The 12,978-nt window shown below is 57.2% G+C and carries 12 protein-coding genes and 1 pseudogene; 6 read left to right on the top strand and 7 right to left on the bottom strand.

Annotated elements, in window-relative coordinates; translation table 11 throughout:
- Positions 1-37: 37 nt before the first annotated feature.
- Positions 38-1,021, bottom strand: a complete 984-nt coding sequence (locus MUN84_RS12895) for a GlxA family transcriptional regulator (protein ID WP_244694458.1) — start codon at positions 1,019-1,021, stop codon at positions 38-40.
- 194 nt (positions 1,022-1,215) lie between these two features.
- On the opposite strand from MUN84_RS12895, the gene MUN84_RS12890 reads away from it, so the two are divergent.
- The 3 genes from MUN84_RS12890 to MUN84_RS12880 all read left to right on the top strand — a co-directional run bounded on the left by MUN84_RS12890 (position 1,216) and on the right by MUN84_RS12880 (position 2,509).
- Entirely contained in the window at positions 1,216-1,638 is a 423-nt protein-coding gene (locus MUN84_RS12890; RefSeq protein ID WP_244694457.1) for a VOC family protein, read from the top strand.
- 26 nt (positions 1,639-1,664) lie between these two features.
- Positions 1,665-2,204: a dihydrofolate reductase family protein gene (locus MUN84_RS12885; RefSeq protein ID WP_244694456.1), complete on the top strand. Its 540-nt coding sequence runs from the start codon at positions 1,665-1,667 to the stop codon at positions 2,202-2,204.
- 80 nt (positions 2,205-2,284) lie between these two features.
- Positions 2,285-2,509 (top strand): hypothetical protein, encoded by a 225-nt coding sequence (locus MUN84_RS12880; protein WP_244694455.1) that lies wholly within the window; start codon positions 2,285-2,287, stop codon positions 2,507-2,509.
- Positions 2,510-2,656: 147 nt separating this feature from the next.
- Here the strand turns inward: MUN84_RS12880 and MUN84_RS12875 are convergent, their stop codons facing one another.
- Both MUN84_RS12875 and ettA read right to left on the bottom strand, forming a co-directional pair.
- The gene (locus tag MUN84_RS12875; protein ID WP_244694454.1) at positions 2,657-3,760 is read right to left on the bottom strand and encodes a PAS domain-containing sensor histidine kinase; all 1,104 of its coding nucleotides are present in this window, start codon (positions 3,758-3,760) and stop codon (positions 2,657-2,659) included.
- A 168-nt stretch (positions 3,761-3,928) separates the two neighbouring features.
- Complete coding sequence (gene ettA, locus MUN84_RS12870) at positions 3,929-5,596, bottom strand: energy-dependent translational throttle protein EttA (protein ID WP_244698871.1); 1,668 nt, start codon at positions 5,594-5,596, stop codon at positions 3,929-3,931.
- Between the two features lie 410 nt (positions 5,597-6,006).
- Between ettA and MUN84_RS12865 the strand changes: the two genes are divergently transcribed.
- The 3 genes from MUN84_RS12865 (at position 6,007) to MUN84_RS12855 (ending at position 8,500) form a co-directional block, all read left to right on the top strand.
- Positions 6,007-7,314, top strand: a complete 1,308-nt coding sequence (locus tag MUN84_RS12865; protein ID WP_244694453.1) for a DUF349 domain-containing protein — start codon at positions 6,007-6,009, stop codon at positions 7,312-7,314.
- 142 nt (positions 7,315-7,456) lie between these two features.
- Positions 7,457-7,678 (top strand): DUF2795 domain-containing protein, encoded by a 222-nt coding sequence (locus MUN84_RS12860; protein WP_019948259.1) that lies wholly within the window; start codon positions 7,457-7,459, stop codon positions 7,676-7,678.
- Positions 7,679-7,828: 150 nt separating this feature from the next.
- Entirely contained in the window at positions 7,829-8,500 is a 672-nt protein-coding gene (locus tag MUN84_RS12855) for an ABC transporter ATP-binding protein (protein ID WP_244694452.1), read from the top strand.
- Positions 8,501-8,530: 30 nt separating this feature from the next.
- On the opposite strand, the gene MUN84_RS12850 is transcribed toward MUN84_RS12855, so the two are convergent.
- From MUN84_RS12850 to MUN84_RS12835, 4 genes and pseudogenes are all read right to left on the bottom strand, one after another.
- The gene (locus MUN84_RS12850) at positions 8,531-9,712 is read right to left on the bottom strand and encodes a lycopene cyclase family protein (RefSeq protein WP_244694451.1); all 1,182 of its coding nucleotides are present in this window, start codon (positions 9,710-9,712) and stop codon (positions 8,531-8,533) included.
- Positions 9,713-9,773: 61 nt separating this feature from the next.
- On the bottom strand, positions 9,774-10,328 hold the full coding sequence (locus MUN84_RS12845) for an alpha/beta fold hydrolase (RefSeq protein WP_244694450.1): 555 nt from the start codon (positions 10,326-10,328) through the stop codon (positions 9,774-9,776).
- 246 nt (positions 10,329-10,574) lie between these two features.
- On the bottom strand, positions 10,575-11,438 hold the full coding sequence (locus tag MUN84_RS12840) for a TIGR00730 family Rossman fold protein (RefSeq protein ID WP_244694449.1): 864 nt from the start codon (positions 11,436-11,438) through the stop codon (positions 10,575-10,577).
- A 240-nt stretch (positions 11,439-11,678) separates the two neighbouring features.
- Positions 11,679-12,936, bottom strand: a pseudogene (locus MUN84_RS12835) (ABC transporter permease).
- Positions 12,937-12,978: the final 42 nt, after the last annotated feature.

Here is a 12,978-nt window from a genome sequence, read left to right as displayed (position 1 = left end):
CTGTCTGCTTAACTGCGAACTTGGGGCGCCGCGCTGCTTACCCCGCCACGCTCGTTTCGCGGTGGTACTTGCTGCGGTATTGCTTGGGTGAGAGGCCGGTTACGCGCTTAAAGGTGAGACGGAAGGCTTTCGGATCGGTGTAGCCCACGTTGTACATCACCTCGTTCACGTTTTCCCGCGTCGATTCCAGGCTGCTTTTGGCAACTTCTATTTTCACCCGCTGAATATACTCGACCACAGAGTTTGAAGTAGCTTTCTTGAACCGGCGCTCCAGGTTGCGCCGGCCCAGCGCCAGCATAGACGCCAGTTGATCCACGGTTATTTTCTCGCGGTAATTTTCCTCGATGTAAGTCTGGGCTTTTTTGATGGGCTCATCCTCGTGCGCCTTCTGCCCATTGAACACCACGAAGGCGGACTGACTAACCCGTTCAATATCAATCTGAAACACTTTAGCGCAGAACACGGCCATTTCTCGGCCGGCGTACTTCTCAATCAGGTAGAGCACCAGGTTGAGGTAGGAGAAAGCGCCCCCGCTAGAATAGATGCCGTGCTCGTCGGTAATCAGCCGGTCTTCCCGCAGCTCCACTTCCGGAAACATGCGCCGAAACTCGTTGGCAGCTGCCCAGTGAGTGGTGCACTGCCGCCCCGCCAGCAGGCCGGTGGCCGCCAGCAGGAAAGCGCCCATGCACAGGCTGGCTACTTCCGCGCCGCGTTGGTACTGCTGCACAATCCAGGGCAGGAACTCTCGGTTCATTTCCAGGGCCTGGGCTAGGTCCCCATCCACGGCCGGAATAACAACCAGATCAGTACGGGCAACTTCCGATAGCAGCAGATCAGCCGCTACGGTGTAGCGGCCACCGCACACGCGCGTATCGTGGCTGAGCCCCACTAGTTGAATTTGAAACAACGCCGGCCGGCCCATGCGCTGTAGTAGCGCATTTACCTCGGCAAACACCAGTCGGGGCCCCTCAATGCTGCCCAGAATGGCCCCCTGAGGAACCAGAATTGAGATGTGCTTCATGGTAGGGAAAGCTAAGAAAACGGGATGTCGCAATCAACCCTGAATTAGTCGGAATCAGCCCTGCTAAAGCAAACGCGGCTTTGCTAATTTTGTTGGCGAACAAAGATAGTCAGGGGCCAATATTACTACATTCGTTAGTAGCAACACCCCACTAGCTAGCCCGCTTTTTCTCACTTTTTTCTTACTACTTACTCATGAGCACGTTCCACCTCACCCCCTACCTTACCTTTCCCGGCACCTGCCGCGAAGCCATGACCTTTTACCAAGCCTGCCTGGGCGGCGAGCTAATGATTCAGCCGTTTGCCGGCTCGCCCGCCGCTGAGCACGTAGGCGAGGAAGCCCAAAATGGTGTTCTGCATTCCAGCCTAACCCGCGAAGGTTTCACACTGATGGCCTCCGATGAGGGCATGCATAAGGTGGTGAAAGGCACTATGGTGTCGCTGTCCTTGAACTGCACCAGCGAGGAAGAAATCCGGCAGTACTTTGATCGGCTTTCCGAAGGCGGTACCGTCACGATGCCCTTGCAAGACACTTTCTGGGGCGCCACCTTCGGCATGTTCACCGACCGGTTCAGCATCGACTGGCTACTCAACTACGACAAGCAGCCCCAGCAATAACCGCCTCATCCCTACCCGAATAGCGCATGAGTAAGCTAACAGTTGCCATGTACCTGACCCTGGACGGCGTGATGGAAAACCCGGCCTGGACTAGCCCCTACTTCAACGAGGAAGTGGGCCAATTGCAGCAAGAGTTACTTTTCGCTAGCGACGCCCTGCTGCTGGGTCGCGTAACCTACCAGGGCTTTGCCGCCGCCTGGCCCACCATGCAGGACGAGGATGGCTTCGCCGACCGCATGAACCGCTTGCCCAAATTTGTGGCCTCTACTACCCTGGAAACGGCGGCGTGGAACGCTACCTTGCTGCGGGGCGACGTCGTGCAAGAGGTAGCCAACCTAAAGCAGCAGCCCAACCAGAACCTGCTGCTGTATGGCAGCGCCGAGTTGGTGCGCACGCTGCTACCCCACCACCTGATAGACGAGTTTCGGCTGATGGTGCACCCCGTGGTACTAGGCCAGGGCAAAAAGCTTTTCACCGAGGAAAGCCAAGCCACCCTTACCCTCATTGACAGCACAACTACCCGCTCCGGCGTGCTGCTGCTCACCTACCGGCCCGTCCGTTCCTGAGCCCACCGCCGGGGTAGCGTCCGGGCGGACATAATTCACTGCCAGCAAGTCGATTGTCATTTTTTTAGCACGCCTGCGTCATGGTCGAAGTGTTTAAAACCAACGTCAGAGCCCGGCGTCACGCCCGGCTGATTCTGGACCAGATTCACCAGAACTTTCAGGACTACCACGCGAATTTCGACCTAGAGGACTGCGACAATATTCTGCGGGTAGAATGCCGGGGCAGTTTTATTCAGCCTTCCCTCCTGATTCAGCTGCTGGCTGCAGCTGGTTTTCGGGCGGAAGTGCTAGCCGATGAAGTATAACCAGCGCCCACCAACACGCCCCAAGCTCCACCTGCAGAGCCGCTTCTGAAGGTGAGGCTTGGGGCGTGCCCCGCTGCAGATGAGGCTTAAGGTTAGTAGAGCAGTTGGCTGCCTTTGTTCTAGGGCTGTAAAGGCGCGGGCGGCAGATTACCCGGCCACGGACAGGGGTAGCTCTATAAAAAAGGTGGTGCCTCTACCCTCCTCGCTTTCAAACCAAATGCGTCCTTGATGCAGCTCAACAATGGTTTTGATGATGGACATGCCCAGGCCCGTGCTCTTCTCCCCGCGCAGGCCCGGCCGGCGGGCCGGCGTGAACCGCTCAAATAGCTCCGGCTGCACGTCCTGGGGAATTCCAATGCCGGTATCAGTAACGGTAATTACTAAGCGCGTGGGCTGCTGACGTAGCGTCACGCGCAGCAAGCCACCATCGGGCGTGAACTTCAGCGAGTTACTGAGCAGGTTGTTGATGGCCTGCAGAAACTTGTTTTCATCTATTTCGGCGTAGATGCTCGGGTGGGAAGTCTCGAAGGAAAAGTGCCGGGCCGTGGCCTGCTCCCGCTCCTGGTAGTTTGCAACCAGTATGCGTAAGCGCTCCGCTAAATCAATGCGGGTCAGGTGCAGATCTACCTGGCTGGACTCCATAAACTCCTGATCCACAAAATCCCGAATCAGGTTTACACCCTGCTGGCAAATGAGGCGCATTTCCTCCAGCATCACGTTAAGTTGCTCATCGTGCAGGCCCTCCACTTTCTCCTTAATGTAGCCCGACATCTGCTGCACCAGCACCATGGGCGCGGCCAGGTCGTGAGACAGGATTTCGAGCATGGAGTTTTTCTTGGCCTGGTAGCGGTTGGCTAGTTCTACCATGGCACGGGCAGCCGTTACGTCGCGCAGGTGGCCACTAATGAGCATCCCGCCCGTTGCGTTGCCGCCTTCGGGCAGGTAGCCAACCGCCGTCAGGCAGAGCCACTGCATTTTGTTGTCGGAAGTATGTAGCCGCAGCTCCAGATCCTGCACCAGCTGGCCGGTAGCTGCGTGGCACAATTGCTCTGTTAGGTAGGTATGGTCGTCGGGGTGCAGGCGGGCCAGCCACCCAGGTAATTCTTCGTTAACGGCTGCCACTTGGCCGCCTAGCTCTCGTTCATAGGCTTCACTCACGTATAGCACCCGCTGCTGGGTAGGGCAGTAGCAAAAGTAGACCACGGAATCGTGCGCGGCCAGAGGCGCGAACAGGTGGGCATAATCAATCATGGAGAGAGTACAGAAAAACGTAGTGTTCAGCTATACAACGACTAGTTCTATTTCGTTGCAAGGAACAACTACCCGAATACAGCATTAGAACTTTGCCCAACGCAAAAGCGCCGCCAGAAGAATTTCCGGCGGCGCCACTTAGCTGAAATACACCAACTTCAGAGGTACCTACCCCAGGCTGCGGTAGCGCACGCGCTTGGGCTCCACGTCACCGAGACGCTTGCGCTTGGCTTCCTCGTAGTCAGTGAAGTTGCCCTCAAACCACACTACTTGCGAGTCGCCCTCAAAGGCCAGAATGTGGGTAGCGAGGCGGTCGAGGAACCACCGGTCGTGGCTGATGATAACGGCGCAACCGGCGAAGTTCTCCAAGGCGTCTTCCAGGGCCCGGATGGCATTCACGTCCAGGTCGTTGGTCGGTTCGTCGAGCAGGAGCAGGTTGGCACCCTGCTTGAGGGTAGTGGCCAGGTGCACGCGGTTCCGCTCCCCACCGGAGAGGCTACCGACCTTCTTTTCCTGGTCGCCGCCGCGGAAGTTGAAGTTGCTCACGAAAGCGCGGGAGTTTACCTGCCGGCCGGCCAGCAGCATGGTTTCCGTACCGCCCGAAATGGTTTCGAACACCGTTTTGTTGGGCTCCAGCGTATCGTGCTGCTGGTCTACGTAGGCGGTTTGCACCGTGGGGCCTACCACAAAGGTGCCCGCATCAGGCTGCAGCTGATCGGTGATGAGGCGGAACAGGGTGGTTTTGCCCGCGCCGTTCGGCCCAATGATGCCCACGATGCCGCCCTGGGGTAGGCTGAACGAGAGGTTCTCAAACAACAGCTTGTCGCCGAAGGCCTTGGTCAGCCCCTCAGCCTCAATCACTTGGGAACCCAGGCGCGGCCCGTCCGGAATGAACAGTTCCAGCTTCTGCTCCTTCTCGCGGGAGTCTTCGTTCACCATTTTGTCGTAGCCGGCCAGGCGGGCCTTGCTCTTGGCCTGGCGCGCTTTCGGGGCCATACGCACCCATTCCAGCTCGCGCTGCAAGGTTTTCTGGCGCTTGCTCTCGGTTTTCTCTTCCTGGGCCAGGCGCGACGCTTTCTGCTCCAGCCACGAGCTATAGTTGCCTTTCCACGGAATGCCTTCACCGCGGTCCAGCTCCAGAATCCAGCCGGCTACGTTGTCGAGGAAGTACCGGTCGTGGGTTACGGCAATGACGGTGCCTTTGTACTGCTGCAAGTGCTGCTCCAGCCACAGCACGCTTTCGGCATCCAAGTGGTTGGTGGGTTCGTCCAGGAGCAGCACGTCGGGCTCTTGCAGCAGCAGGCGGCAGAGGGCCACGCGGCGCTTTTCCCCACCCGACAGGTTGCCAATGATGGCGTCGGCCGGGGGCGTGCGCAGGGCGTCCATGGCGCGCTCCAGCTTGCTGTCTAGGTTCCAGGCGTCGAGCTGGTCGAGGCGCTCCTGCACGGTGCCCTGGCGTTCCAGCAGCTTGTCAAAGTCGGCATCTTCGGCCCCGAAGGCTTCGTTGATTTCGTCGAATTCCTTGAGCAGGGCTACCGTTTCGGCGGTACCTTCCTGCACTACCTCCAGTACGGTTTTGGTAGCATCAAGCTGGGGCTCCTGCTCCAGGTAGCCCACGGAGTAGCCCGGCGACCACACCACGTCGCCCTGAATCTGCTTATCAACGCCGGCAATAATCTTGAGCAATGACGATTTACCCGAGCCGTTGAGACCGAGCACGCCAATTTTGGCTCCGTAGAAAAACGAGAGGTAGATGTTCTTAAGAACCTGCTTCTGGGGAGGGTATACCTTGGTTACCCCCGCCATGGAGAAGATGATAGTGGGTTGGTCGCTCATGGTTGAGTTAGAGTAGGGCGGAATCATGATGGGCCGGAGCCCGTGAGAAGAGCGCAGAGGCTGGCCGCTTGCCAAGCTGCTTGCTAGTTCAGCAGAGGTTTCTATTTTGCGCAACAATACGGCAGCGGGCCGTATAGGCAGCTCGGGCCCAGTAGGACCCTGCTCCCTGTTGATTTTCACGCGTAATAACCACGCTGGCTGTCCGTTCGTAGCATCTCCCGGCGAGCTGCTACCGCTCGGTTCCGGCCAGTGACACGTGCGTTGCCGACCGGAGTGCCAAAGGTAGGTAGCTCCCGTAAACATTCCGCAGCCTGGGCCGGGCGGCGGAATTAGTCAGCAACCCGTAAACTTGTACAGTCTTTTGGCCTAAATTCCGACCTTTCCACCTATTCGCTCCCCGCTATCTGATTATGGAACAACAAGACCACTTGCTGGCCGAAGCCCGCCGTTATGGCTACATTGAGGGCGACCAGGTGTGGCTTCGCCCGCTATTAGACCTGCCCGCCCGCCACGTGGGCCAGGTCAAGGAATCCGCCGATGCTTCGCTGCTTTATTTCGCCCAACGCTTTACCTTATTCCGCACCAAAGTAGAAGACCTGCTCCAGAAAATTGAGGAGTCGGACAACAAAGGCTCTTTCCTGATGAAGGCCCTGCACCTCAAAGAGCAGGTAGGCAGCTACGACGCCCTCGGCGACTTTGAGAGCCTCTACCGCCGCCTAACGGAGGCCGAGGAATCCATTAAAGTAACGATTAACCGCAACCGCGAGAAAAATCTGGCCACCAAAATCAGCCTGATTCAAGAAGCGGAGGCCCTCCACGATACCATTGACTGGCAGGCTGGCAGCGAAAAGCTGAAAGACCTGCGCCAGGGTTGGATTAAAACCGGCCCGGTAGAAAAGCACCTCACCGACGAGCTGGAAGTGCGCTTCCAGGCTGCCGTGGACGCTTTCTTTGCTCGCAAGAAGGACTTCCTGGCCGAGAAGAAGGCCATGACCAATCGGGTGTACGACCAATACAAAGACCTGATTCACAAGTCGGAAGCCCTGCAGAACTCCAACGAGTTCGAGGAAACTACCCGCAAGCTCAAGCAGCTGCAGCAGGCCTGGAAGGAAATTGAGGGCACCCTACCCCGCAAGCAGGCCAACGACCTGTGGACGCGCTTCCGGGCCGCCCACAACCACTTCTTTGAGCGCCTGAAGGTGCACATTGAAAGCAAACGCCAGGAGCCGGCCGTTTCCACCGGCGGCGAGGACAACCTGAGCCGTAAACGCGCCCTAGTAGCCGAGGCCCAGGCGCTACTCAATCAGCCCATGTCGCAGGCCGTGGCCCGGGCCAAAGAGCTGCAGGCCGCCTGGAAAAAGGTGGGCCCCGTGCGCGGCGAGGAATCGGACAGGGTGTGGGAGCAGTTTATTCTGGCTTGCGACAAGGTGTTCGAAATGAGCGCCTTAGAGCACTACGTACGTAAGCGCCAGCCCGCCGGCCCGGAGGCCAACTCCCCCCGCGACCAAGCCAATGTGCGGATTCAGGCCCTGCGCGACTTTATCAAGTATGACAAGCAGGAGCAGGAAGTGCTGGAAGAAAACCTGGGCAAGCTCAACGACTCGCCCGGCAACGACGCTTTCCGTACCATGCTGCAGGGCAAGATCCGGGCGTTTGAGCGGAAAATCCGGACCAAGAACGAGCTGATTGCCATGTTTCAGCAGCGCGTAACGGGCTAGCCCAACTTTACTGCCTATTTTACGTTGTCGTCAGCAAAGTGCAACCCCGGGCCGGTAATGGTGTCATGCCCCCACCATCGGCCGGGTTTTTGCTGCCGCGAACTTACTTTTCGACCACTTTTTTTCAGTAGCACACACGACTATGTATTGGACCCTGGAACTTGCTTCGTACCTGGAAGATGCACCCTGGCCTGCCACCAAGGATGAGCTAATTGATTACTCTATCCGCTCGGGTGCCCCGATGGAGGTAGTAGAAAACCTGCAGGCTCTGGAGGATGATGGTCAGCCCTACGAGAACATCGAAGAAGTATGGCCGGACTATCCGACCAAGGAAGACTTCATGTTCAACGAAGACGAGTATTAAAAAAGAAGCTAGAAGATTGGAGGTGGAATAAAGCTGATGCCGAACAAATCTGCAGAACGGCCTACTTTAGTTTCTAGCTCTCAGCCTCTGGCTCCTTTGCTGATAAACAACCTAATTGCGGGGTATGGACAGCGTGTCCTACTCCGCAATTTGTGTTTTACGGTACCTGAACCCGCCTTTGTAGCTGTAGTAGGCCACAACGGTTGCGGCAAAACTACCCTGTTTCGGGCCTTAACGGGGCAGTTGGCCTACCAGGGCCAGGCCCTGGTGCTAGGGCAGGATTTGCGCACCATTCGGCGGCCGGCGGCTAGTGGCCTGCTGGCTCACCTACCCCAGCGCGGCAGCGTGGAGTTTGCCATTCCCGTGCGGGAGCTAGTGGTGATGGGGCGCTTTCGGCACCACCGTTTTCTGGGCGCTTATTCAACCCAGGATTACGCCCTAGCAGAAGCGGCCTTGGCCCGCGTGGGGGCGGCTCATCTGGCCCAGCAAGACTTCACGCTTCTTTCCGGCGGTGAGCAGCAGTTGGTCTGGTTGGCCCAACTTAGCCTCCAGGATGCGGCCCTCTACTTACTTGATGAGCCCACGCAGCAGTTGGACGTGTACTACCGTCGTCGGGTGTTCGACTTGCTGCACGCCTGGGTCACGGAGCAGCGCAAAACCATTCTCTGTATCACCCACGACCTCGACAACCTAACCACCTTGCCCGGCTATCTGCTCAACCTTTCCGCTCCTACCCCCACGTTAGAGCCGTTAACAGCAGATACCGTGCGCAAGGCAAGAGAGTACTTGGAAAGTGAGGAAAGCTTGGCAGTAAAGTGGTAATTGAGAAATTTAGCTCACCAGTTCATTACTTCACCGCTTTCCCGGCCGGCCCCGGAGTACGTGCCCGATGGAACGCAGGAAGGGCCAGGGCGACACGGAATTCATGATTTGCAGGTTTTCCCAGGGCGAAGTTCGCTCGTCCAGAAAATCGAAGATGCGCTCTACCGGATTATGACGAAACAGGTCCGTGAAAATGTCGCGGCTGATTTCGCCTTGTCGCTGCATTATGTCGAGCAGCAGCGTGTCGAACAAGCCAAACTGCCACCGGTCGCCGGTCAGGTCCTGGGGCGGGTGACCTGTAGCAGCCAAACCCTGAACCAGCCGGGCTGAGTGCGCCTGGATGCGCTTGAAGGCGTAGCCCGTGCTAGGCTTGGCCCGCCCCGCCCGGGTACCCAGGTTGATAATGTGCTGTCCAGCGCGGGCGGGCAATGGGTGGTCGGTCATGGGAATGGCCCCGACCTCTTCCGCTTCCACCTGAAATTCCCGCACTCCTAACCGCTGCCGCAGGTACTGCCGGATTTCAGTTTCGTATGCTTCCTTAGGCAGCACTTCGGCCGAAAAGAGCGTGTACTCCACTAAGGCCCGACGGGTGCTAGAGGGTAGCACGTATATAAAGCGCGCTTCCTGGTGCTGCTCGCCCCGAAAATCCATGAACTCCACCGTGGTAGGGTCGAACACATCCTGGTCCGTGGCTACCTCCCACCCGACGAAGTGCTGAAGCAAGTAGCGGTGCTTTTCTGGTTGCCGGAGCTGCTGCAATTCCGGCGGCCGACTATCAAAGGCGTAACGGGCCGTGAACGAGCCGACCGGCGTACTGGCTTTTGCGCCGCCCTGGGGCATGTTTTCCAGCGCATCCACGGTGGTTTGCACCCAAGTGAACTGCGAATTCTGATCCAGAGCCGCGTGCACGAACTGGTAGAAGTCCAGGCCCCGAATCATCTTGTAGCGGTGGCGGGTCAAATTGAACACCCGCTCAAACCCCGGACTGCGAAAGGCCAGCCGGTCCCACTCGTGGGCAACAATACTGTCGAACAGCGAAGGCTCATCAGCCCAAAACGACCAGGTACGGTCGTTTTGATCTTTGGCGGCCGGCTCCAGCACCAGCACCCGCTTGCCAGCCAAGCGCGGCTCCTGGCTGATATGGTAGGCCAGGCTTAGCCCCGCTGCCCCGCCGCCCGCAATGAGGTAGTCGAAATCGGGAAGTGTATTCATAAAAAGCGGCGGCCCGAGAGGAGCCGCCGCCACAAGATAGGACCTGAAGTCCGATTACTGCTTAGTAACTGGCCATGGGCGAGAGGGCACCGGCCAAGTCGCGCACGGCATCGCGCACGTCAAAGTCGAGCTGGGCGCTGAAGTGCTGGCGGCCCGGCAGAATGCTCACGCGGGAGCGTAGGCGCTCTACCCACAGCCGCTCGTTATCCTGGTAGCCAGAGGTGTATGGATCATCATCGGAAAGCAACACAATGAGCTTGTCCTCCGGAATCAGACGACGGGCGGCTTCGTAATTAATGGGAGCATCCATCCAGTTTAGGATATCCTGCCACGGGCTATCTACTGAAAACCAGCCGGCTACGCACAGCACGCCACCTACCGGCTTGGCTTCCGGGTGTTGCTCGGCTAGCCGGGCTAGGTAGTGCAGAATAGCCAGGCAGCCTACGCTGTGCCCCACCAAGTACACGTCAGGTCCCACTTTCTCGGGCGGCAGTATGGTCATCAAATAGTCTACTGCTCGCTCAATAACCGGCAGGTCCCAGGCGGGCATGGCCAGCGTGTGCACGTTATAGGTATGGCCATCTTCCTGGGCTACGGCACGCAGCTGCTCCCCCAACCAGGGGTACCAATCGTCGTGGGGGCACCGGCCCAGCGGGGCACAATAAAGATTTGCTTTTCCTGAAGGTGGGGTAGGGCTGCGTGCATATTTCAATGGTTATCTTGAACTGTATCCAATGTACAGCGCCTCTTTTGGATATATCAATGATTCTTTAACTATTTTTCTAAGCTCAACCATAGAAAAGCCCCTGACCTCTCCTCTTAAAGGAGGTAGCCAGGGGCCAATCAAGTATTTATCAGCGCCTTAGAAGTTGGGCGAAAGCAGATATTTGCTGTAGAAGTCGTCAATAATTTTTACCGCTGACTCCGCGTCATCCACCAGTTGCACCAGGTTCATATCCTCGGGCGAAATGTTCTTCTCGTCTTCCAGCATCACCTGCTGAATCCAGTCGAACATGCCCTGCCAGTAGCGCGTGCCCACCAGCACGATGGGGAAACGGCCGATTTTCTTGGTCTGAATCAGGGTAATAGCTTCGAATAGCTCGTCGAGGGTACCAAAGCCGCCGGGCATGCCAATGAAACCCTGGGCGTACTTCACGAACATCACCTTCCGCACGAAGAAGTAGTCGAAGTTGATGATCTTATCGGGGTCGATGTAGATGTTGTTGAATTGCTCAAAGGGTAGCTCAATGTTGAGGCCCACGGAGCGGCCCCCCTCGGAGTGGGCGCCTTTGTTACCGGCTTCCATAATGCCGGGGCCACCGCCCGTAATGACACCGTAGCCGTGGCGCACCAGCTTGGCCGCAATTTCCTCGGCCATTTGGTAGTAAGGGTTATCGGATTTGGTGCGGGCCGAGCCGAAGATGGACACGCAGGGCCCAATCTTGCTCATCTTCTCGAAGCCCTCTACGAACTCAGCCATTACTTTAAAGATCTGCCAGGAGTCGGCAATCTTGATTTCATTCCAGTCCTTATCCACAAAGGCGCGCCGGATGCGCTGCTCGTCGTCGAGCTGCACGGTCCGCTCCCCGTGGGTCTGCTCGCGGATATCACTGATGGTCTTGACCTTGTTATCGTTGATGTTGGGCTGAACGATGGTTTGGCCGCTGCCGGCGTTCAAGACTTCATCGGCAACTTTGGTGCGACTGGTTTTTTTAAGCTTTGACATAACAAGCTACGCTAGAAATGGGCGCGGATAGCCGGCTGACCCACGGGCCGCCGACCAAGGTGGGAATCATCCGCACCCGGGTAAAAAATTAAGAAAAGGGCAAAAAGAAAGCCGCCCTCACGGAAGGAAGGGCGACCCAAGGTAGCGACCGGCAAGTTAACAATTTGTTAACATTACGCTAAGAATATAATGTAGCTGAAGCCTAGGGCGGAGTTACTGCTTACCCTCTCGTCTTCTTTCCTACTTCGCCCGGATGGCAATAACTGGGTCGAGGTTAGCAGCCAGCACGGCCGGAATGATACCGGCCAGGACACCAATTACCACCGACACGGTGAGGCCCAAGGAGATATTGCCCCAGGATAGGAACAGCGGCAAGGCATCCTGCGGAATGAAAGCAATTAACCATACCAGGAAAATACCGGCGGCTCCGCCTAACAGGCACAGAAACACGGCCTCAAACAGAAACTGAAACAGGATAAAGTAGTTTTTGGCCCCCAATGACTTCTGAATGCCGATGATGTTGGTGCGCTCCTTCACGGACACGAACATGATGTTGGCAATGCCAAAGCCACCCACGAGCATGGCAAAGGAGCCGATAACCGCTCCGGCAATGCCAATCACGGAGAACAGCTGCGTAATGGCATTGGCCAGCATTTCGGGGCGGTTCAGCGCAAAGTTGTCCTCGTCGCGGGTTTTAGCCCCCGGATGTTCCGCATGGTGCCCTTTAGCTCATACTCTAGGTCCAGCAAGCCGGGGTCCTCGTCGGTGCCCTTCACGGCAATAGTGGGCGATACGCCGCCCATGCCGTTGGTGCTCAAGGCAAACATCTTGGTAAACATCCCGAAGGGAATCAGACAGTTGGTGTCGTTGCTGGGAGTGTCCAGCAGCTTCTTGCCTTCTTTCTGCATCACCCCAATCACCACAAACTTTTGGCCACGGGTTTTAAACTCCTGCCCCAGTGCCGAACCGTTTGGGAACAGGTTTTCGGCAATATCGGCCCCAATAATGGCTACGTTGCGGGAGGCGTCTATTTCCTGGGAAGTGAAATAGCGGCCTTGCACTACCGGCACATCCGATACCTGACGAAAATCAAAGCTTACCCCTGCAGGTTGCAGCCTTCCATGCTGTTGTTAGCCGCCTGAAACAGGTTGCCGCTGGTATTGGCGAAGATGGCAATGCCGTTGTTGTTAGGCCCCAGGTTGCGCTGCAACTCCCGAAACTCGCGTACCGTGGGTACCGGCCGCTTGAAGTATTTCCACCAGGCAAAATCTCGCTCAAACACCCAGGGCCACTTATTTACATAAATCACCTTGTCGCCCACAAAGCTCATGCTTTGGCGCACGTTGGCTTCCAGGGAATCAACAACCGTGAATACGGCAATAATGGCAAAGATGCCTACCGTCACGCCCAGCAGCGAGAGAATAGTACGGAGGAGGTTGGCTTTCAGGGCTTGCCACGCAAAGCGAAAACTCTCCAGGGTCAAACGCAGCGCTTTCATGCGGAAGGGGTTCAGCGAGGGACGTAGCAGGGGCAATAAGCA

Source organism: Hymenobacter sp. 5516J-16 (genome assembly GCF_022919335.1).
GTDB classification, from domain to species: Bacteria; Bacteroidota; Bacteroidia; order Cytophagales; family Hymenobacteraceae; genus Hymenobacter; species Hymenobacter sublimis.
The sequence above is the reverse complement of the archived record's forward strand: the minus strand, read 5'-3'. Positions and strand labels throughout refer to the sequence as shown.